The following is a 21,196-nucleotide window of genomic DNA, read 5'->3' as shown; positions in this document are numbered from 1 at the left end:
TACTTGACAGGGAGCACTATAGGATGTCCCCAATTTTTCACAGGCGGCCCTCTATAAAGACTCCAGTTGATCGCAGAACACCCAGACGGCTATACTACTGATAACCGTTTTGCCCCAATCCTTGATCGAACACCGGAGTTGCTCAGCCTTACTGTTCCATCGGTGGGGGGAGGGATTAAACTGTTACATATTGCAGCGCCGATGCCGCGTGCTCAAAAGCGCCAGCGCAGGCCGCGCAAGGCGGCATTATTAGCCGGTGCTCCTCTGAGAAAGAACTCCCAGAAGGAACCGAGGTCCGTGATCGAGCTCGTATCAGGTTTGGGATCGCCGGCGCGGCTGACGAGCGCGACGATGAGGTGCACCTTCGAGGGTCCCGGATCCTCGGGCGGCGGACCGTCCCATTCGATCTTCGGCGCGAACTTCCAGCCCTTTTCGGGGATATCGGTTACGGTAACCTTGGCCCCGATCTGCTGCCAGGTGTTCGGTTGATGGAGCGTGTCATAAGGAACCCGAAAGAGCTCAACGTCGGCGGTGAGCTTCACGTTCTTGCGGTTGTGAACGCGCACATACATGAAGTTCTTTTTCCCTCCGACGAGGGTATCGCCGGTGCGCAGGTCCGCCAGGTCCTTGAACTCGTCGTCAGGGCTGGCCACCTCACTTTCGCGGGGGATGATATCGGCGCTGCGGCCGCCCCAGGCCAGGGCGCCGGGGTCGCCGGAGTCGTCGGCGCCGTCCCGGACGAAGACCTGCGCTGTGAAGGGTTGGATGCTGACCAGTCGCAGTGCGGCGCGACGGTCGGTAACCAGATTGGGTGAAACGGCGGGGTCGATGGTGAGGGTCGGCACCGGATTCTTGAGATCGTCGGCTGCTTGGGTGCAAAGCGCCAGCAACGCCACCTGTGCAGGTGCGTCGGCAGGCGGTGTCCACTCGAAACGGATCACTTCGGGCTGCCCTGGAGCCAAATGGCGCGTCATCCTCTGAGGTGCTGCCCGATGCCAGGGACCGGCGGCCGGAGGGTCACCGTCCGGAAACGTGTCCCAGAAGTTGGCTTGCAGAGGGGGAGGCGCCCCGGGCGAGAAGGCGTAGTACAGGTTCACTTTCGCATCGTTGATGCCCGGGCGGGTACCGGTCTGGTGGATCTGCACGTAGACGAGATTGCGCTCACCGGCAATGGCGGTATCGTTGATGAGGTCTTCGTCAAACTCCACGCCGTCCATGGTCTCCTCGAAAAAGGAGAACGGCGGCGCATCCACGCGGATATCGAAAGCACGAGCCAAGGTCGGTGCGGGGCCTCCAGGCCGTCTCGGGTCGCTTCCAAGGGCGGGCGCACCCGGGTAAACCTGGCCGTCGTCGAAGGATGTGTCCCGAATCAGCAACCGCACGTCGCCTGCTCCCAGCAGTTCGCACCGGTAAACCCCGCGTCCCATGGTGGCGCAGAGCAGTCGGGACTGCTGGAGCACGCCAACGCCGTCTCGGACGGCGATGGCCGCAAAGTCGGTGACACGAAGGAGCGGCAGATTCGCATTGAACGACAGCCAGACCGGCGGAGCGTCTCCCGGATGGCCGACGGTGCCGACAGGCATGGGCGCCACGACGACCCGCGTGACATAGACGCCCGCCAGCGTTCCCACGTAAAGGATTTGGGGCGAGTTGACCGATGAGGGACTGGCAGGGTCGAAGGCGACGGCGGTGAACGGAGCGGGCGGCAGGGGATCGTTGGCCCCTGCCGAGGGGACTCCATTGGGAGCGGCGGTGCGGCCGGAGACCTCCCGCCACGTCGTGCCGCGGTCGCCGGTGATGAAGATGAGCCCGGGATTGGCGGCTATAGTGATGGCGACGATGTTGTTATTCTGGGGATGGACGGCTATGTCGGAAACATATCCCGCCAATCCCGGTATCGCCATGGGCGCCCACCCTCCCGCGCCGGTGGTGGTGAGAAAGACTCTTCCGGCGGCGGAGCCCAGCCACCAGTCACTGTTAGGCGCCGTCGGGGCGTAGGCTATGGCGGTGGCTTCCTCAGCCGCTGCGAGAGCCACCTGCTGGACGAAGGTGACTCCATCGGTCGTGCGGTAAAGACCTCCGGTCCAGCCCACCAGGTATTCGTTGGCATTGGATGGGTGGGCTTCGAGCACCCCGACGAACGGTCCGCTCACTCCCGGGGCCACATTACTGTTAAGAGGATAGACGAAAGAACGCAGCTCAGGCATTGCGCCCGCCGCGGCGGTCAGGTCCGGGAGACGGCTTACCCATGGACCGTTCGGCAGCGGCGCGATGGGCGATGCCACAGGCAGAGGCGGCGCTGCGGGCGCCGGCAGAGCGGGATCGAAGTAGGCGACGTTGGAGCGGGCGGTGGTGTATTGCCAGGTGATGTAGTACGAGGCGAGACTGCCGGGCACGAATCCCATGGCGCCGCCGTCGGCCTGCATCAGGTAGTGCCAGCTCGGGCCGCCGAAGCTTACCCACGTGCCGTTGTCCTGAAAGCCACTCCCCATGACAAAGGGCCAGGTGGGATGGACAGTGATGTCGAGGGGCTGGGTGGCAAGGATGCCGTGGCTGCGCTTGCGCCAGGTGTTGCCGAGGTCGCGGCTCATGGAGATCCCGCCGTCGTTTCCAATCCAGATCTTGCGTGGATCGAGGCCGTCGAACAGGAAACCGTGCTGGTCGGCATGCTGGGCTCGATCGGCGGTGTAACGCGTCCAGTCGAGGACCTTGGTCCAGTTTCGCCCCGAGTCGGTGGAGCGGAACACGTCCATCATGCCGAAAAACACGATTTCGGAGCGCTCGGGATGGACCACAAGGAAGAAGGCATACCAGCCTATGTTGGAGGTTTCACCGGTAGCCGCCTGCTGGGTCCAATGATCGCCCCTATCTTCCGAGCGGTAGACGGGGGATGCTTTGCCGGCATCTGCAGCGGGGGTGGATTTCTCGAAGATCGCATAGAGAATGCTGGGATGCCGCTCGCACAGCGCGATCTTGATGCGCTGTGGCGCTACCTCGTTGATGCCGTCGGTCAACGGTTTCCAGAAGCTGCCGTCGGGCAGGGCGACGTAGGCTTTCGTCGCGCGGTTGAAGGTGGCGCGAAACAGCCCGGTGCCGCGCAGGGCCGCGTAGACAGTGAATTGGGGCGGTGCGGCCGCGGCCGAGCGGTTGCCGAAGTCGATGGCGATGTCGGTGACGTCCTGGGTCGGCGCCGCGCCTGTGCCGGTCACCGTATCCTGCGAAATGGCGATGGGCGGGCCGGCCTCGCGGCGGAAGAGTCCCCGCGGTGTGGCGATCCAGCAACGCTCGGGGTCCCAGGGATCGACGAGAATGCGCTCGAAGCGCTGCGCCTGCATCGTGCCGGTGTCGACGTGGTCGATGATGGACCAGGTCGCCCCGCCGTCGCTGGAGCGGAGCAGGCCCACACCCTGCGGGTAGTCTGCGCTCTGGACATTGTGGGCGACGCCGGTGGGCTCACCCGTGCCGACATAGATGATGCGCGGATTGCTCTGGGCCACGGCAATGGCGCCGATGGGCAGGCCTTGCCGTGCGTTGCCGGCCCCGGCCGGTCTTGGCACAAGATCGAGCGGCTCCCAGGAATCCCCGGCGTCTTCGGTTTTCCAGACTCCGCCGATGGCGCTTCCGGCGTAAAGCGTATTGGGGTTCCTGGGATCCTGCGCCAGGGTCCGGATGCGCCCTCCGATGTTGCGGGGCCCAATGGGGACCCAGGGGCGCGCCAGTGGGTCGGTGCGCACGGGGTCCGAGGCATAGTTGATGGCGTCATCGAGGACACCCGAGAGAACAGCCACGCTCGGGAGGCCCAGTTGGCTCAGATCTTTGCTGGCTCTCGTCGCGGGATCGTCCCGAAGACTGGATTCATCACCGTTTGACATGTTGGTCAAAGACTCCAGCGCAAAGTGTGCCCTGAATCTGCCTTTCTCGGTGGGCAACACTGCCGCTTGTGCCCACCCTGCCCGAGAATTCTCCTTGCAGCTCTGGAAGGTCCCTCAGGAAATCGGTGATCTCACCACGAGGGTCGACAGTACCGGACCAGCGGACCGTCAGGTCTTCTATCCTGTTGTGAAAAACCAGCTCTCGAAGATGCCGCCGGGTACTGGGAGCGTCTCCCATTGCGCCAGTACCGTTTGCGCCGCGGAGAACGCCCGGTTGTCCACATCGCCGAGGACGCCGCAGTGGACGCGAATGACGACGCGGCCGCCGGCCTGAAACAGCCGCGAGACAGTCGTGTCATCGTCGGTAAGCTCCCATGCGAGGTTTTGCACGTCGTAGCTCAACTTGCCGTGAAGGGCCATGATTTGCTTGGGTACGCTCTGGGCAGTGGGAGACGCGGCGCCGGCCGGCTCAAACCAAACCTGCACGGCTTGCGGACTTCTCTCACGCACCAAAGGGTGGAAGGGCTTGGAGAAGGCCATCTTGAGCCCGTGCAGCAGCCCGACAGCTTTTGCAGCAGGCACAAGGCCCTCGTGCGGCCAGCCGATATCGGCGATAAAGCCCCATTTCTCGTCGATGCCGCGACCGGGCGGCCCTTGGGGCCCTTGAATGCCCTGAGGACCCTGCAGTCCTTGGGAACCCTGGATTCCGGGCGGTCCTGGGAGCCCCTGGGGACCACGTTCGCCGGGGGGACCCTGGATTCCGGGTGGTCCCTGGAGCCCCTGGGGACCCCGTTCGCCGGGGGGACCCTGGATACCTTGGGGGCCGGGTTCACCCGGGGCCCCTGGAGCACCCGTCTCACCCCGCGGCCCTTGCGGTCCGGGGGGGCCTTGCGGTCCCTCCGGCCCCCGTTCGCCGGGGAGCCCCGGCGCTCCAGCGACGCCCGGTTCCCCCTGGGGACCCCGAGGCCCCTCGGGGCCGGCCGCACCGGGAAGGCCATCGCGGCCGGGCTGCCCCGGCGGACCTTCTGGTCCCTCCGGGCCTGCTGGGCCCCGCGGGCCTTGTACGGCCGGACCGTCATAGTGCCAGCGTCCAGCGGCATCCTGGGAAAACTGGTCCGTATGGGCGTGGTGGCCGGCAGCAACAAAGAGCGTCGGGTCCTGGATCAGCAACGGCGCGTCGTTCTCCGTTGCAATCCGGGCGATGACCAGTGCATCCGGGCCGACGGCGTTGTTGTCGTCGACTTCAACTGCAGGGGTTGTGACCAGCGTAAACAAGGTCGGCGTGTTGCCGACACGAAGCGCCCGCCGGTCGCTTTCCACGGCGCGCAGCACGACACGGAACGGCCCGGCTCCTGCGGGGAGGGGAAGATTGGCGGCCGTGTCCAGATTGAGCCGCACACCGCCCGGTGCGAACGCTACTCCAGCCTCGACCGAGACCGTGCCGTCGTTCAGCGTGGCGCGCAGACCCCACCCGATACGACCCAAGCCGATGGATCTCCGTACATCGAGCACAGCCTCGCGCAGCCGATCCTGCACATGTTGCAGATGATCGGCCGTGACTCTCAGCCCATCGACAAACTGCGCTCTTGCATCGTCGGCCATATAACCCTCCACCCTCTGCTCGCAAGCATTCAGGGGCTAGCAATTCCTCACACGTTGGAGATCACGTCGATGTCGCGGAACGTCACCGTTCCGGCGAGATGGCTCACCACGCGCAAAACGCCTCCAGCAGCGGCGGCGGGTGAGGCGAACTTCATGCTCCACGCCGCCCCTTTGGCACCGGGTGTAACGGCCGTAGCGGCTTGGCTGGAAGTGCTCAGGCTCACCAGCAGCGGCGCCAGGGGACTCTCCCTCTGGGCGTTCCCGACTGCTCGTAGCCTCCCGCGGCAGGGAGCAAGCATACTGCCGGCGTCCAGGAATGCCGGTGGCAGCGGCTTCCAGGGGCCTGCCGGGGCGCCCGTCCGCAGGACATTCTTGGAGAGGGCATCAGATCCGCTCGATAGCCCGAGATTCCAGGTCACCTGCCCGCGGGCGACTATTATCGCGGCCCAGGGCGCATTGACCGGATCCAGCTTGACCGGTTTCTTGAAGGCGAAGGTCACCCAGGATTCCGCACCTTCCTCCAGGGTCACGGGCTCACTCGTGCCGCCCGGTAAAGCATCGAGAGGTTCTTCGAAGCCCGCCCCCTTGTTCCTCCACAAAACGACTCGCACTTCGGCTCCGCCGGCGCCGACAGTGAGCGGCAAACGCACTCCGGACAATTCAGCCAGCACACCGTCAGGAGCCAGACGCACCAGCGCAGCACGCGCCGGGTCAAAGTTCAGGTCCGCCAGGTTTCCCGGATCGGGGCCGAGCGGCGGCAGCACGCGCTGGGGGCCGAAATTGCCGACGGCAATGAACTGGATCTCTTCGATGGTCCGAGTCTGACCCTGCGGCGGCGCCGGCAGCTCCATGGGGATCTCGAGCTGTCCCTCGCTGGAAAAGTCCAGTCGCCGCTCCGTGTCGGACCCGAACTTCAAGCGCCAAACCCGGCGGAGTATCGAAGTCTTGGGCTTGATCTCGAGAACCCCCGGCACCCGGGTTGTGAGCCCGAGATTGAAGGTGACGTCATTGGATTGAAGCGGGTCGCCGGTAAGTGCGGCCAGAGCGTCGCCGAGCTTCACGAGCTGCTCGCTCTCCTTGTTGAAGCGGCCTTCCTCAAGGGCGCTGTCGGTGCCGGCGAGGGCGGGGCCGGGCGATTTCCACACCGGTGCGCCGCCGTCGATGGTCAGCTCGAGGTCGGCGGGCGGCTCCGGCAGGATGACTGCCAACTGCTGCGCCAGCGTGTCGGCGGAGACTTTGCCCAGGATCTCCACCAGGAGACGTTCGGTGCGTATCTCCGATGGCAGGACCACGTTCTGGTTGTCCGACGGCGGCGAGGGAGTCGAGTGGGTGACCGGCTTCTTCCCCGGGCCCAGCACCGAACTGAGTGTGGCAGCATATACCGGCGATGGGGCGAAACCCGCGCCGGTCCAGGGCGTCACCCTGGTGATGGCCAGGTTCAAATTGTCCACCTGAACGGCGCTTACGGTGCGCAGGGTGCCGAAGTCGATGACCACCGAGAGCCCGTTGCCGCTCAGGGCAGCGGATGTGGCGTCGTTCACCCGCATCTGGGCGACGTTGGCGGCAAGAGCCGCACCGGCACGGGCCGCTCTAACCGCCACATCGAACTGGCGCACAACGGCATTCTTCGGCAGTGTGACGGGCAGGGAGAATGAGGAGATGCCGTTGGCAATCTGCTGCGCACCGATGAAGAACATCCCGAACTGGAAGTCGCCGCCCAACTGGACCTGGCCCCGCGTGATCGCCTCGTCCACTGCGCTTTCCTGGGCCTTGGCGTCGATCTGTTTGACCTCTTCGCCAATCTTCTGCGCCATGATTCACCGTTACCTGAACGCCAGCGCTCCGCGCGCCGTGTTGTAAGCCGACTTGAAGCTCTTGTCCTCCACCGCTTCGTCCAACGAGATCTCGTTGCTGGCAAACCGCTCCTGGAGGAAAGCTTTATCGGCCGCGGGGATATCGTCCGCGTTCTCGTAGGTGAGAAAAATCTGACGCGTCTTGGCGTCGGCCAGCATGCCCTCGGTCATGAACTCGACGTTCTTGCCCTTGAAGTCGGCGTGGACACCGTCGAAGATATCGAAGGGTACGCTGGCGCGCGGGACGAGAACGAGATCCACCACGGTGCCCCGGGTCACCTTTGTGCCCTCTGGAATGCTTTGGGACACCACGCGCGGCAGGGATTTCTGAGGAAGGATTTCATATTGGTCGAATGCGAATTGCGCTTTATTCTTGTCGAAGGCGGCCGCAGGGACCTGGTAGCCTTCCCGGACCACCTTCGCCTTGGCCGCCTTCTCGGTGAGATCGATGAAGACCGTCTTGTCGGCGGCGTCACTGGCTGAGAACGACTTTGTCGCCATGGGTCGACCTCCTGTTCTTTCAGCCTAACTGCTTCGGTTGTTTGACGACCACTTTCCCGAGCACCAGCCCCATGTTCTCGAGGGCCTTCTGGGCTTCCGTCTGGGTCAGGCCGCTGAGAGACGGCATTTCGACGGCCGCTTCGGCCACCAGCGGTGCGGCCACCACGAGCTGGGCCGTCATCGAAGGTTGAACGTATTCGCCGGCAGCCGGCAGTTGTACGAGGACAGGAGCCGTGCTGTACTCCGCCCCGGGATTGGCTGGGGCGACGTCCCGGCCGGCCACGTCCACCACCCGCGACACGTTGATCTGGGCCGTCTTGAGGGTCGTCAGAGCGGTCGGCAATTCAAGGCCGAAGACCGAAGGCATCTTCACGGCCGAAGCCTTCATGGTCAGGCTGATCGTCGTGCTGGACGGGACGGTGACGGGCGCCGAAATCTCCTCGAAGCCGGGCGCTGAGGCTCGCACCGTGTAAGAGCCGGGTTTCAGCGCGCCGAAGATGAAATCTCCTCCGGGAGTGACCGGGGCAACGGCCTCGGCGGTCAGCCCGTCGTCTCGGACCGCCGTGACGCGGGTTCGGAGCGGCTCTGCATCGGCGTTGGTCACCTTGACCTTCAGGCTGGTGGCCTCACTGGTCTCGAGGTACTGCGTGATGGCGAGGATCGCCTTCACGATTTCATTCCAGCCTTGGGCCGTGACCGGCTCGCCGGCCTTCACCTCTTTGGGCACGTAGGGATGGATCGCCATGATCAGGACTCCTTCCGGGACCTCATGCGTTCTCGCTCGTCGGCGCGGACCACAGCGTGGTTCCGGCCCGCAACTCAGCAATGGGATCTTCTGCTTCCCCCGAGAGCAGGACGCCTTTACCCAGCTCCCAGCGGTTTTCGACAAATTCGACGGTCACTTCGACCCCTGCAGGTTTGAAGCGTTGGAGAGTCTGAGCCACGCGGCGGCGCGTGTCGAGACCTTCGGGGTCCTCGGGTGTCAGCGTGCGGAACCGGGGAGGGATCAGCACCCGGACAGTGAACGCGCGGTGCTCGAGCCAGGAGAAGGAAATCAGCGCCGATACGGGCGGCTCCTCCCCGGCACTCGCCGCAAATACGCTCCCATCTGCAAAACCCACTGCAGGTCGGGGCGCCACACGGCGCGTGCCCGAATGATAGGCAACGTGAGCGAAATAGGCGAAACGCGTTTCACCCACCGCAATGCCCGGCACGGGCAGACCCTCCCCTGCGTGGGGGAAGACGAAATCGGAATCCAGTGCCTTTTCAGGATAGGCGACGGCAAAGACCGTCCGCGGTCCGTCGAAGACGAAGTCGGTAGCGCGCTTGTCGGTGCCCGCAAAGCAGGCGCCCTTCCATGCGTAACTGTTGGCGGTGACATCGGCGCCGTCGAGGAAGACGCGCCCCTCTTCGGTGAACCGCAGCGCCTGGCCCGGCGGCACCGCACCGGAGTAGCCGACGCCGTGGCCTTCGTCACGATTGACCACCATCGGCCCGACGGTCAGGTTCTCCTTGCCGGTGACACGGACCTGCAGCAGCGCAAGCTCGAAGCCGCGCCGCAGCAAGCTGAAGAGCCCGCCGTCCTTGCGGCCGGACTGATCGGTTTCGAAGCGGAAGAGCGGATTCTCCTCGATCCCCAGCAATTCACGGGCGGGTGCCAGGCCGCCCAGGCGCAGCCGGTCGGAGACCTCTGCAGCGTGCCAGAAACGATCTTCACTGTGAACGATCGTGCCCAGATCGAGATCGAGCGTGTTGGCCACTCCGGCCATGAGCGATCGCACCGTGCCGTTGCCTTGGGCATGGACCGCAGCGGTCTCTGCCACACGGCGGCGCATGGCGTCGAGCAGCTCCCTGGTGGCAAGGCGCGCTTCCACTTCTTTTTGCAGCGCCGTGCTCGCGGTCTCGGCAGTGCCCCCGAACAGTGGCAGGCGCGGTTGGGGTCCAGCAATGGACCAGAGAGCGAGCAGCGCCTCGGCCCTTTCGTTGCGCTCGTTGTCGTCGGCTGCAGCAGCCAGAGTCGACAGGAGTTCCTCGGCGCGATCGAAACGGGCGAGGAGGATCGCGAAGTCGCCAAGGAGCATGCCGTGGCGCGCAGCAATGAGCAGAAGGTCGAAACGTTCATCAACGTCCGCCAGCCGGTGGGAGCGGCGGATCGCGGCCAATACGGCGGCCACCACGTCGAAATCGCGTGCCAGCGCCCCGGTGACTTCGACGATCTGCTTGCCCGGCCTAGCCGCGTCGAGATGGGCGGGCAGCCGGCTCAGGATCTTCAGTGCCCGACCGCTCATGCCTCGCCTCCATCACTGAGGCTGACCTTGCGCACCCACAATCGTTCCAGGCCCGTGAGCGTCAACTGGACATCCTGCTGATGAATGCGCAGGCCGGCGTCGGTGTACTCGGCCTTGTAGTGCACGTCAAGTACGTTATAGTTCTCCGAATCGGTCAGCAGGCCCTTGAGCGCGGCAACGGTGAGAGAGGTACCGCTGAATGTGGGCAGTTTGTCCTTGAACTGCTGCTCGATCTCGGCCTGAGCCGCAGCGCGCGCCGTGGTGGGGTCGCCGAGGAGCCCCGCTCCCTTGAGGGCGACGGCAACGGTCACGTCCAGCATGACGAGGGAGCCGCCGACCTCGACCGTGACGACCCCCGCCACCGGCCGCACGCCCGGATTGTCGGGCACGAGGTTCTTGCGCTTGGCCGAACTCGGTGCGTTCTGAGGCCACATCTCGACCACCACGTCGAGCACTCCTTCGAGCCCCATGAGGCGCGAGACGAGCCTGTTGTACACGAGAATTTCGCCGATGCCGGCCTCGTCCAGATAAGCTCTCACGGCAGCATTGGTATTGGATTCGAGCGCCGCCTTCTCCGGCGGCGTGAGGGACCGGGTCGCCGGCGCAACCTGCACCTTGACGTCGACGGGAAGGAAAAGCTCATCGGGGTTCGAGGTGACGCCGATCACCGCGGGGTCCGGCCCTTCGTCGGGGACCACGCCGCTGCCCGGCGCCGCCGTTCCGCTGGGGCGCGGGGCAGCGATGTTGTGCAGGATGCGCACACCCACGGGCCGCGTCTCCTCGATCAGGGCAACGAGCCGCTCGACGGTCCGCTGCTGCTCTTCGGCGGACATGGTCGGCAACGCGACGTTCAGCTTGACGACGCCGGGGTGGGAAATGGCGTCTTCGCTGATGCGCACATCTTTCTCGCGCACCCCCTGAATGGTGGTCAGTGCGGCCATAACGGCGCCGGTGGTCGCCTTGCCCGCACCTTCGAGGGCGCGCCGGGCGCGGGAGCGCAGGGCTTCATCGGTTTCGTTTTCCCCTGCAAACCGGGTGGCGAGTGGGTTCGCTACCGTCTCGATACCCAGGATGGGGCGGTGGATCGCCCGTATGGTGTTGGCGGCAACGACACCGCTTGAGCCGGATACCATTGCCTGGATCGAGACCTCGACGCTGAGGTTGCCGCGACGCAGGGTCTGATCTTCGCTGGTTTCGAACATGACCGCCGGAGGCTCGGTGGTCGACAGTCGTGTGCCCGACGGGATAAAGATATCGGCGGGCGCCGGGGTCGATCGGCCGAAGATCACCGCTCCCCCGGCAAAGGTCATCTGCCGCCGGGTCACGCCGACGAGAGCGCACAGCTGCTCGAGGTCGCGACCCGTGGCCGTGTCGAGAAAGCCGGCCCTGTAGACTGCCTCCAGCTGCCGCGACAGCACCGCATATTCGCGGGCGAAGCTCTCGGCGAGGAGACGGACGATGCTGCCGGGATTGCGGTCGGTCAGCGGCGGTGCAGCGCCTGGCAATGCCTGCACCTCGAAGTTGGCGTAGAAGGTGGTGCCTTCATCGGGCCAGGTGGCGCCGGCGGCGGCATCACCCTGGTTGTCCGCAAGCCATGTGATGGTGAGATCGGTTTCGAGCTTGTAGTCAGTACCCGCGACGAAGCGGCGATAGGCGCCGTCGGCCTGGCCGAACACCCGCACTGTCGTCGGGACAATGGTGCCGGGACCGCTGAGGCGGTACGGTTCTTCCTCTTTCAGGAACAGGAACTGCTGCCGGATGATGCCGCCGGTGAGCGACGTCAGCAGGTCGTCCACGAATTGCGCGTAGGGCTCGGCAGCGTAGCTCATGCTGTCACCTCCAGCGAAAACGGCACCACGAGATTCAACGGCGCCTGCTCTCCGATCACTCGGAGTTTCAGCTCGATGCGCACCCTGTCCCGTGGTGGCGTGTGCTCGGCACGCACAACGGCCGCCAGCACACGCTCGATCCGGGGCTCGTCACGGAGCGCCTGGAGCACGTAGATCTTGATCAGATCCCGGGTCCGTTCGACGTTGGGCTGACCTATGAGTTCGTGATGGCGCGACCCATAGTCCGGATGCCCCAGCGCCGCCAACTCCCCTCTGCGCGTCTTCAAACGGTTGGCAATGGCCTGCTCCAGATTGGCGAGCCCCTCCAGGGTTGCCAGGTCCCGTTCGCGGCGGGCGCTGCGCCGCGACTTCTCCGTGGCGAGGTCTGCATCCTCGAAGAAACCGCCGCTCTGGCGATAGTCGAGACGGAGGTCCCGCCCCATCAACGGTTCGATCTTCCGCACATCGCGTGTCGCCATCACGGAGCTCCTTGGTCAATGACGTAAGGTGCCGCCGGTGGTCCCAGGATGGTCATGATGCCGGGACCCGACGGGATGCTGTCCCCCATACGCACCAGCGCCATGCCGTTGATCTTCACCGATGCCGAGCCACCCGAGCCGATGGGCAGGGGGTAAGGCACGCCGGATAGCGAGTTCACCATCTGGCAAATACTGCCCGCAACGGCGAGGGGCATGCCGTTGGCTGTGACGAGCGTTTGAGTGATCGCGGTGATGACACCGCTGTCGGGCGGTCCCGCGGCGCCCGGGCTCACCATGACGGCACAGCCGATGGATACGGGAGGTCCTGGCATCGTCGATCCTCCAAGATGCTTAAGACGGACTGAAGTTGGTCATACCGGCGAGGGTGATGGAAGCGCCCTTCACCTTGGCCTCTGCCGTTCCTTCTACTGTTACGGCGACGCCTTTCACCGTCACATTGGTACCGGCCTTGATTTCGATATTGCCGCCAGATTCAAGGGCAAAGTCGCCACCGGCCTTGATGGTGATCTTGCCGGAGCATTGCACACTGACGTCGCCGTCTCGCTGCAGCTCCACCTTCGTGCCGCCGGATTCGAGCTGGATGGCATCGTCGTTCACCGTGAGCTTCGTGCCGCTCGGAAGCTCGAGATAGAATCGGCGAACCGAGGAGTCGGTCTCGTCGCCGGGGACATAGACGGCGTCGAGCGGCTTGCCTTCCGGTGGCTGCACCGTATCGCTGTAAATCGAACCCAGGACCACCGGGGCGTTCAGGTCACCGCTCAGAAAAGCGACCACAACCAGATCGTCGACGCGGGGCAGCAGCGATATGCCGGGCCGGCCGACGGCCACGGCCGCGCGCTGCAGTTCGACGCCGGTGGAGCGCAGCCGGACGTTCACCTGGTGATTGTTGGGACTCGACCCACTGTCGTGCGCAAAGACCTCGGTGACGATGCCGAGCTCGGGCAGACGGCAGCGCGTGAGCTCCTCACGAATGATAGCCCGCACGGTCTGGATCAGGTCGCTCAAAACGGCAGCCCTCCTCCCCCGGAGCTTTCCACCGTGACATCGGTGTAATAACCGTAGCGTGCGTCGAAGGTGTGGCGGACGGTGAGGAGCCGGAACGGACCGGCCACCGGTCCGGGCAGGTCATCGATTTCGATGACTTCACCAGGACGCAGCGCCGACTCACCGACCAACCGGACGCTGCCTCTGACCGCCGATCTGGCGGCGCGTTCCTCGAGCGCTTTCGCCAGTCCATCGGCCGCTTCGCGCGTGTGAAACGCTCCGACGACACGCGTCGGGTCGCCGCCCTCACCAACCGGATCGCGCAAAATCCAGTGCCACTTTTCGGCACCCTGCTCGCTCGCCGCTCCCTGCGGCGCGACCCTCGGCACGAGCGGCGGTGTGAGGTTTGTCAGTCGCCAGTCGAGAACCGTGGCGCCGAACATGAACCTCGTCGACCCGGGTCCGGAGCTGGGCGGCACAAAGCGCAGTCCCCCGGACGCGGCGCAGCCAAGGTCGGAGCCCGAGAGCGAGGCCAGATCTACCAGGTGCGCCCAGACCGTTCGGCGCTGATCGACACTGTAGGCCGACAAGGTCAGATCAGCGGAGACCGCGTCGATGTCGACGTCGCTGGCGAGGTCGTTCACGATATCGGCCACGGTCTGGCTGACGTACGTCTGTGACTTGCGCGTCCGGCTGAGAGCCACGGTTGCGGAAACAGCTTCCAGGCGCACTCCGGATGGAGTCCCTCTCGAGCCGACGATCTCGCCCGTGAGCACGTCCTCGTCTTCGCCGTCGGCGCCGAGAGCCAGCGCAAACTGAACGCCCACAGCGGTTTCAGCAAACTTCGATTGCGGCCAAAACGTCAGCTCGGCGATGTGATGCGTCCCGTGAGCCATGTGAACATCAAGGCGCACCAGACCCGCCTCGAATGACGTGAGGCTCCTGCCGTCGATGGTGATCGTCGCACTGGGACGTCCCGGCTTCATGGCACGTCCTCCTCGGGCACAATGCCGTGCCGCAACGCTTCTCGGCGGAAAATATCGGCGACCTGGCGGGCCAGGTCGTCCCGCTCCCATGGAACAGACGACGGGCGGGGCGGCCCGTCTTCGGTAGCGGCGGGGCTCGGTGTGGGCATCGGCAGCACGCGTTCGGCCTCGATCGTCTCCCCGAGAGCCGCGAAGCGCCGAAGTCCACTCCGTCGCGGCGCCTCGCCCAAGGTGCGGCCGGTCGACTCAGCGGCAAGCGGAACCTCCCCTGCCGGCCGCGATAGATTCTCCGCAGCTGCAGCCGGGGGCAGCGCCGGTGGGCTCGCCGGGTGCCTGTCGACGCCCCGCGCCTGCACTCGCAGCGCCCGATCGACGGCAGCCTGAAGGCTCCGACTCACCGGGTCAGGCAGTGGCCTGTCGGCATCCCGCGCCGTATTCCCCCCGGGTTCGCCCAGAAGGGCGTCGACCGCCGGAATTCGAGGTCCAGGCGCTACCGATTGATGCCAGGCACGAGCGGTGCGCTCGTCGGCGCCGTAGCGCGACTCGAGCCTGCGGGACGCATCGGTCGCCGTGACGGCATCCGGCATTTCCTGAAAGCCGCCCGGCGCCGTTCCCGGCCGTTGGGAGAGGCCGGGCCCGGCAGCCTCAGAGGGGACGGCGGCGCGACCCCTGGAGCTCGCCCCTTCAGGAGGGCTTTCAACCCACGCCGTAGTCATGCTCTCATCGCCACCCCCTAAGGATTCCAGGATCCGGCGGACTTCGTCCGCCGTAGCGGGTCGACCGGCCTTATTCGGCTCCCCTGCCGATGTTTCCGGCCATCGGGCGAAGCCGGGTGCGGCGGCGTGATCCACCTTCCGCCGTTCGGTGCTGGGAGAATCGAGGAAGATCGCAGGAGTGCGCGACAGGAAAGCACCGTCCGCTGTGCCTCCAAGACTCCTCTCGAGCTCTTCCACCACCGGTCGCAAGGACGGGTCGGCACCAATCCAGCCAAGGAGGGGGGCGAGCAGCTCTTCCTCACGGCAAAGGAGTATGGCCTCGGGCGACACGTGGAGCAGCTCCAGCCGTCGTTGCGCCTCCCGCAACCGCTCCATCGTCGAAGCCGCCGCACTGCCACCGCTCTCGAGGACCTTCACCGCCTCTTTCCTCCGAGAGATTCGCCTCGCGCGAGCATTTCAAGATACACGAGAATCTGGCCCACGGTCAGTTCCGAACACTGGGCCGGCGTCCAGCCAAACTCCCGGGCCAGCACGAAACAAGCTTTCGCCAGCGGCGCTTTTACGGCCCGATCGAGGTCGTCGCCGTCGAGCTGGAGCCCGCTCAACGCGTTCACTTTGGCCACCAGGAACTCCACAAGGCCGGCAGGCAGCGAGCCCACCTGCTCGACCGAGAGCTTCGGCTCGACCAGCGCCTGCTCTACCATGAGGATGCTGGCCAGAACCTTTTGCTCCTTGGCAGCCTGCACGACGCGCTGAATGTCGCGCACGGTGAGGGGGCGCAGCGTGACGGAGCCGGCGACGCCGGATTCATCAGGACGCAGCGCGACGGCCGGCACCTCGACGACATAGGTCGCACCGGCCCCTGCCAGCAGGTCCTGTGCAGTCAACATCTGTGGCATCTGATCGTCCCTACCCCGTCTTGTCCTCGACCTTCACCCAAAGCGCCCGGAAGCTCACCTGCTCCATGGCGAAATCGTCTTCAGGAAGGGAGTAGTTCCATTCGTTCAGCTTCACGCCCATGACGGTGAGGGTCGCACTGACGCCTGCAAGAGACGGGTTTTCCAGGCGCACGCTCAAATTGAACGACGGCCCCACAAACGTGCCGGCCGGTCGTGAGTCGGCCGCATCGCCCAGCATGAGCTTCAGGAGCGCCCCATTGATATAAGCGCGCTCGATGGTCCCATAGACATTGATGTTGCCGGGGCGCAACTCGGTGGCGAACCGCTGCCCCAGTTCGTGGAACGGTTTGACGTCGTTGGTCACCTTGACGGTGACCCCGGTGACGCGCCCGATGGGCGTCAGCGAATAGGCCTCCGCCACCACCTGGGCCTTGTCTCCTTCCGCACCTTGCTCGACGGCCAAGGAAATGGTGCCGTCGCTGCCTCGATAGACGGTTGTCGGCATCGCCATTCGCTCCTTTTTTTATTCGAGGTTCATGATCACTTTGATGAAATCGATCGAGAACGTGGGCTGAAGCACCATGGTCACGATCGCCTGGCCGTTGATTTCCTGAGCCCGCGTCGCGGTGACGTCGAGTTGGTAACCAATGAGCATCTCATCGAATACCATGCTCGACAGAAACCCGTCGAGGGTTGCCTTCAACGCCGCACGCACCCGTGCATTGTTCAGACGCCCGATGTACGGGTTGGAGCCGATGCGCACACCGGCCTTGGCGAAGTCGACGATGCGGCGCACCGAGATCTGCCTGAACGGGCCCGTATCGGTGGTGATGCCCTTGACCACGCGAATACCCAGATTCTTTGCCAGAATACAGACACGCTTGCCGAGCAGACCCTTCTGTTCGGAGCGCGTATACTCCTTGGTGACATCGGTGGCGGCGACATCCTTGTTCGTGAGACTGATGTGCGGAGCGAGGGTCGAAAGACGCCCCGCCACGAGAGCCGCGGCGTAGGGTGCCGTCAGCTTCACCGCCTTGCTCGCCTCACCCACGCGCGCAGCATCATCGGCGACGATGCCCGGCGCCACCAAGATCACCCGGGCATTGCTCACCGCCGCCGAATCCGCGTCGATGGAGCTGACCGCATCGCCCGAAACGCCGAGGACGGCCATCCGCTCGCGGCCGTCGTTCTCCGTGGCCTCCAGGTGTGCCACCACGGTAGCGGCGATGGTCTTGGCATCGAAGCCACCCACCGTCACGATGTTCACGTCCTTGCCAGCGAGCACCGCCAGGCCCGCCGCAATCTCGGTTGACGTGGCAGCGGCGCCGTCGGGACCCCCCTGTGCATCCTGGGCGGCGGCCGTGATGGTCTTGGGAGCGAGCGCTTTCTTGTTGTCCCCAAGGCCGGTCACTTTCACCAGGCGACTGCCGTCGGTGATCCCCGCAGCGAGCTCGGCGGCCGTCGCACCCTCGTAACTCTCCTTCAGGCGGCCGTAGACGAGCTCAAGGGTGGCAGGGCCGCTCTCCGGCACGGTGAGCTTGGCCTGTATGCTGTTGGCCCAAGTCCCCGGGGAGGTCGCCTCGAGGGTGAAGAGGGTGTTGTTCTGCCCTTCTCCCGCCACTGTCCAGATCATGGTGCGCATCGTGGTGTTCTGCGGCAGGTTGGCCACGCGCACGGCGTAGACGGTGGACGCGCCGCCCGAGAACAGCTGCTCCAGCGTGCGCGTCAGCGTCAGCGCCGGAGCCTGCGCTGTTCCCGGCCAGCGGTCATAGCTGCCGAATGTCTCCAGCGCCTCACCGTAGCTACCGAGAATGACGGCCTCGTTCAGTGGGCCGCGATTGGCCGTCCCCACCACGCCGATGTTGCCGGTCGAGATGCCGCCGACACCGATCAGCCCTTCCGCCCGGACCTCGATGTAGGTGCCGGGAAGTATCATTTCACCGATGGTTTCGCTCATGTCTCCCTCCCTTACGTTGCGTTGACTACTGCCTATGCACCCCTTCCCAGCAACGCTGTCAGCGGAATTCTCTGGATAATGCCGCCAGAAGAATCCGGACGGTTGATCACCGCTTCATATTCGAACTCGAAGGCCATGGTGCGCGATCGAGCATTGTTCAGCGCGGTATCGGGCGGTCCAATGCTTTCGAGCTCCGTCAGAACGATTCGTTCGAGCCCCGCCTGACCGCCGTCGGCCAACTCCCCGATTACGCTGTCACTCAATGTTGCAGCGGCTGCAGCAGTTGCAGCAACGACGCGGATCCGCAGAGTCCCCTCGAGGCGAGCGACACGCTGCTCCCACTGGCCGAGGATATAGTTGACGACGACCTTGCCGGTGGCCGGCAGTGGGGCCCCGAAGACCAGCCGGCCGACGAGGGGGTCGCAGTTCACTTCGTCGGGCCCCGGAACTCCGGTGACGAGCGTCCGACCTTGTCCCGCCACGGTCACGGAGAAGCTTCCGGCATCGAGGGGACCCGCGGACCCGTCGGCACGCACCAGCCCGCCATGGGGCAGTACCAGCTCGCGGCGGTCCGGGCTGAGGAGGGAAAACGTCGGCTCTTCCGGCAGCACCGGCTTGTCGAGTTCGATGGTCGCACTCCACGGCAGGGCGCCATCGGTGATAAGCTGTGAGCGTTCCCCCAGGCCGCTCGGCTGACGTTTCAGCCCGGAAAGGGACAGCACCACAGCCGGCAAATCACCGACCCCAGCCGGCTCGGCAATGCCGAGAGTGACCGGCGTCGGGGAGAGGTTGGCGGTCAAGAAGGAGACCATGGCATTGAGGAAGGTTCGTTCGACCATCCCTTCTCCTTACGGTGCATTAGCCGGTTCGGCCATGTCGAAAAGGAATGCCATGGCGCGCGACATGGCCCGGTTGGTCGGGTTCTCGGCTTTCAGCCTCTCGTCGGCCAGGGAATCCACGGTGGGTCGGCGAGCCATGTCGAGCCACTCGCGCAGCAGCGACACCCACCCCATCTCCCGTGCGGTCCTTTCGCCCTCGGCCAGCGCGTCGCCGCTCATCTTCGTCGTCCAGCCGCTCGGATTCGAAGGCTGCAGCATGGCGGGATCGACCTTGTTCAGGTCGGCTCCCTTCTCGCTGAAAGCGCCGCCAGCCACCAGCATGCGCCATTCGTTGACGCGCCGCCGATCAAGGCTCCAGTTGCGAAAGACCTGGAAGACGCGGTCGCCTTCGGGAACTCCGGTTTCGAGATGGGGAACTGCACCCATGCACAGCAGAGCGGCGAAGTCGGCGGCATTTCGCATGAGCGTCCCGTCCGCATCAGTGTTGACCGGGTTGTAAACATACTGGTAGCCTGTCGCATCTTCGCTCGTCCGGATGGCGGTTTCGTCGGTCTCCCGCACGCTCAGGACCGGCCCGGTGCGTCCGAAGCGAATCGCCTGCGCCGGCTTTGGCGCATGGTAGAGGATGTAATCGCTCTCCGGGTCTTTGCCGAGCTTCCTGGATTTCCCGGCCTCTTTGTCGTGATCAGCCAGTTTCTCCTCAAAGTCGCCGTGGTCGGCAAAAACCGCACCCGGTGGGAGCTCGTAGTCGAGGTCGTTCGGGAAGAGGACCGAGGCCTTCAACTTGCCGGTCTGGCCGCCCGTGTCCTTTACGGTGGCCGTGAGATACAGGGCAAACTCGGCAAGCGTCGTGGGTCCGATGGGCGCCGACACCTCTTGGGGATTGACCTGGCCTGCTTCGTCGGTGCTGAAGTGGAGCTTGTACCGATCGACCCGGACCCACAGGTCACCGTCGCCTTCCCACCAAAGCTTCAGCAGTTTCCGTTGACCCGACGGATAGAACCGACCGATCATCTTGGGCGCCGTGCCGCCGGGGTAGTCCGACGCACGGAAAGAGCCCTGGTCGAAAAACTGCGTCGCGTCGTCGAAGAGCCGAACGTGGTGCGGCTTGGTTTGGTCGAACTGCGGGTATTCAGGGATCTTCGCGTCCCGCAGCACATGCCGGGCGATCACGAAGAACGTGACGAACCAGCCCACAGAATTGAGTACGACCGCAAGGGCGAACAATCCGGGGTGCAGTTCGTCCGAATCTTCTATGGCGAGCAATATCCGGCTGAATGCCAGTCCCAGCAGCGCGCTCACGACCATCAGGATGGGCGGAAAGCAATAGAGCGCCGCCAGCGCCGAGCGCCTCTTGTAGTGCTTCCGAGCCACATCGACGATGAACTTGATCAACTGGGCGACCACAACGGCGCCCGGCACAATGGCGAACAGCAGCCACCGAAGCCACGGCGGCATGTCGGTGGAGAGCGTTGCGAGAAACACGATGCCGAGAACGATCTGGATGCTCTGCAGCACAATGCCGAGAATGGAACCGGTCTTCACGCCGTGCATGGTGAGCGATCCCACCCAAGCTTGATAGACGAGGGCCGAGACCGAACCCACGAACAGGGAGATGGAAACCATCTCGCACCACGCCCGGTCGCTGTCGGCGCCGAGATCTTTCTTGAGGAAGAGCATTCGCGATTTTTCGGGGCCGAGGGCCAGCAACGGCATGGTCATCATCGGCAGGCTGAGGGGCATCAGGACGACAAACCACATCCAGGCTCCAAAGCCGTAGCCGAAAGGAATGATGCCCTTTCGATACATGCGATAGCCGTCGCGAACGAAGTCGGCCGTCGGCAAGGGCGGAGCGAGGTCGGCGAAACGCTCTTCGAATTCCCCAAACCCGGTGCGGCGCCTGGCCACCGCCCTGTAAATCTGCTCGAAGGCTTGAGCGTAAGAGTCGAAAAACTCCGACGGCACATCGTCCAGCGTGGGCCACCAATCGTCCCAGGCTGCCCCCTCCCGCGTCGATGCGCGGCGGAAGATGGTCTGAGCCACCATGGCGTCATGGGAAACCTCACCGTCGCTGTGCGTCAGCTTGCCCTGCGGCGCGGTGGAGGCATGCCACTCGAGGTCGTTGATCATGGGGTGGCTGACGATATCGCCGGCAAGATGGCACAGGTGCCCCATGACATAGGCCCGCATCTTCCGGAGCTGTGCTTCGCTGCCCGTCAGACGGGACGACACCTGGCGCCAGAACTCGAAGATGAACTCGGTGGTGCCGGCTACGACCATCTCACGGTTTTCGTCCGGGTTGCCTTTGTGAACGGTGTCGAAGACCCATGCCTGGCCCGGTGCGAGGATAGCCGAAAAACCGGTGATGTC

The 21,196-nt window shown here is 64.8% G+C and carries 16 protein-coding genes; all 16 read right to left on the bottom strand.

Annotated elements, in window-relative coordinates:
- Positions 1 to 212: 212 nt before the first annotated feature.
- Positions 213 to 3,929: a hypothetical protein gene (locus VMS96_05615; GenBank protein HVP42887.1), complete on the bottom strand. Its 3,717-nt coding sequence runs from the start codon at positions 3,927 to 3,929 to the stop codon at positions 213 to 215.
- A gap of 120 nt (positions 3,930 to 4,049) precedes the next feature.
- Positions 4,050 to 4,454, bottom strand: a complete 405-nt coding sequence (locus tag VMS96_05610) for a hypothetical protein (GenBank protein ID HVP42886.1) — start codon at positions 4,452 to 4,454, stop codon at positions 4,050 to 4,052.
- Between the two features lie 1,067 nt (positions 4,455 to 5,521).
- Complete coding sequence (locus VMS96_05605) at positions 5,522 to 7,288, bottom strand: hypothetical protein (protein HVP42885.1); 1,767 nt, start codon at positions 7,286 to 7,288, stop codon at positions 5,522 to 5,524.
- Positions 7,289 to 7,297: 9 nt separating this feature from the next.
- Complete coding sequence (locus VMS96_05600) at positions 7,298 to 7,828, bottom strand: hypothetical protein (protein HVP42884.1); 531 nt, start codon at positions 7,826 to 7,828, stop codon at positions 7,298 to 7,300.
- 19 nt (positions 7,829 to 7,847) lie between these two features.
- The gene (locus VMS96_05595) at positions 7,848 to 8,573 is read right to left on the bottom strand and encodes a carboxypeptidase regulatory-like domain-containing protein (protein HVP42883.1); all 726 of its coding nucleotides are present in this window, start codon (positions 8,571 to 8,573) and stop codon (positions 7,848 to 7,850) included.
- A 22-nt stretch (positions 8,574 to 8,595) separates the two neighbouring features.
- A complete protein-coding gene (locus VMS96_05590; GenBank protein HVP42882.1) occupies positions 8,596 to 10,116 on the bottom strand; it encodes a hypothetical protein in 1,521 nt (506 codons plus the stop codon).
- Positions 10,113 to 11,945: a baseplate J/gp47 family protein gene (locus tag VMS96_05585; GenBank protein HVP42881.1), complete on the bottom strand. Its 1,833-nt coding sequence runs from the start codon at positions 11,943 to 11,945 to the stop codon at positions 10,113 to 10,115. Before VMS96_05585 ends, VMS96_05590 begins: the two co-directional genes overlap by 4 nt.
- Entirely contained in the window at positions 11,942 to 12,424 is a 483-nt protein-coding gene (locus VMS96_05580) for a GPW/gp25 family protein (protein HVP42880.1), read from the bottom strand. The genes VMS96_05585 and VMS96_05580 overlap by 4 nt, the downstream gene beginning before the upstream one ends.
- Positions 12,424 to 12,756: a hypothetical protein gene (locus VMS96_05575; protein ID HVP42879.1), complete on the bottom strand. Its 333-nt coding sequence runs from the start codon at positions 12,754 to 12,756 to the stop codon at positions 12,424 to 12,426. Before VMS96_05575 ends, VMS96_05580 begins: the two co-directional genes overlap by 1 nt.
- Before the next feature lie 19 nt (positions 12,757 to 12,775).
- Positions 12,776 to 13,450, bottom strand: a complete 675-nt coding sequence (locus VMS96_05570; protein HVP42878.1) for a phage baseplate assembly protein V — start codon at positions 13,448 to 13,450, stop codon at positions 12,776 to 12,778.
- Positions 13,447 to 14,415: a hypothetical protein gene (locus VMS96_05565; protein HVP42877.1), complete on the bottom strand. Its 969-nt coding sequence runs from the start codon at positions 14,413 to 14,415 to the stop codon at positions 13,447 to 13,449. Before VMS96_05565 ends, VMS96_05570 begins: the two co-directional genes overlap by 4 nt.
- Positions 14,416 to 15,544: 1,129 nt before the next feature.
- Positions 15,545 to 16,021: a hypothetical protein gene (locus VMS96_05560; protein ID HVP42876.1), complete on the bottom strand. Its 477-nt coding sequence runs from the start codon at positions 16,019 to 16,021 to the stop codon at positions 15,545 to 15,547.
- Positions 16,022 to 16,040: 19 nt separating this feature from the next.
- Positions 16,041 to 16,541, bottom strand: coding sequence for a hypothetical protein (locus tag VMS96_05555; protein HVP42875.1), 501 nt, complete (start codon positions 16,539 to 16,541; stop codon positions 16,041 to 16,043).
- A 12-nt stretch (positions 16,542 to 16,553) separates the two neighbouring features.
- Entirely contained in the window at positions 16,554 to 17,987 is a 1,434-nt protein-coding gene (locus VMS96_05550) for a phage tail sheath C-terminal domain-containing protein (GenBank protein ID HVP42874.1), read from the bottom strand.
- A gap of 32 nt (positions 17,988 to 18,019) precedes the next feature.
- A complete protein-coding gene (locus VMS96_05545; protein ID HVP42873.1) occupies positions 18,020 to 18,826 on the bottom strand; it encodes a hypothetical protein in 807 nt (268 codons plus the stop codon).
- Between the two features lie 9 nt (positions 18,827 to 18,835).
- A partial coding sequence (locus VMS96_05540; GenBank protein ID HVP42872.1) for a hypothetical protein occupies positions 18,836 to 21,196 on the bottom strand: 2,361 nt, incomplete at its 5' end.

The sequence above is a fragment of the Terriglobales bacterium genome (assembly GCA_035543055.1).
In the GTDB taxonomy this organism is placed as follows: domain Bacteria; phylum Acidobacteriota; class Terriglobia; order Terriglobales; family Acidobacteriaceae; genus JAIQFD01.
Note: the sequence above shows the minus strand (reverse complement) of the source record. Positions and strands in the feature narration are given on the sequence as shown.

What these genes read in the sequence shown, in the direction of transcription:
- VMS96_05605 (HVP42885.1), bottom strand. Translation starts at nt 7,288, where the DNA reads ATGGCGCAGAAGATTGGCGAAGAGGTCAAACAGATCGACGCCAAGGCC.
- VMS96_05600 (HVP42884.1), bottom strand. Translation starts at nt 7,828, where the DNA reads ATGGCGACAAAGTCGTTCTCAGCCAGTGACGCCGCCGACAAGACGGTC.
- VMS96_05595 (HVP42883.1), bottom strand. Translation starts at nt 8,573, where the DNA reads ATGGCGATCCATCCCTACGTGCCCAAAGAGGTGAAGGCCGGCGAGCCG.
- VMS96_05590 (HVP42882.1), bottom strand. Translation starts at nt 10,116, where the DNA reads ATGAGCGGTCGGGCACTGAAGATCCTGAGCCGGCTGCCCGCCCATCTC.
- VMS96_05585 (HVP42881.1), bottom strand. Translation starts at nt 11,945, where the DNA reads ATGAGCTACGCTGCCGAGCCCTACGCGCAATTCGTGGACGACCTGCTG.
- VMS96_05580 (HVP42880.1), bottom strand. Translation starts at nt 12,424, where the DNA reads ATGGCGACACGCGATGTGCGGAAGATCGAACCGTTGATGGGGCGGGAC.
- VMS96_05575 (HVP42879.1), bottom strand. Translation starts at nt 12,756, where the DNA reads ATGCCAGGACCTCCCGTATCCATCGGCTGTGCCGTCATGGTGAGCCCG.
- VMS96_05565 (HVP42877.1), bottom strand. Translation starts at nt 14,415, where the DNA reads ATGAAGCCGGGACGTCCCAGTGCGACGATCACCATCGACGGCAGGAGC.
- VMS96_05560 (HVP42876.1), bottom strand. Translation starts at nt 16,021, where the DNA reads ATGTTGACTGCACAGGACCTGCTGGCAGGGGCCGGTGCGACCTATGTC.
- VMS96_05555 (HVP42875.1), bottom strand. Translation starts at nt 16,541, where the DNA reads ATGGCGATGCCGACAACCGTCTATCGAGGCAGCGACGGCACCATTTCC.
- VMS96_05550 (HVP42874.1), bottom strand. Translation starts at nt 17,987, where the DNA reads ATGAGCGAAACCATCGGTGAAATGATACTTCCCGGCACCTACATCGAG.
- VMS96_05545 (HVP42873.1), bottom strand. Translation starts at nt 18,826, where the DNA reads ATGGTCGAACGAACCTTCCTCAATGCCATGGTCTCCTTCTTGACCGCC.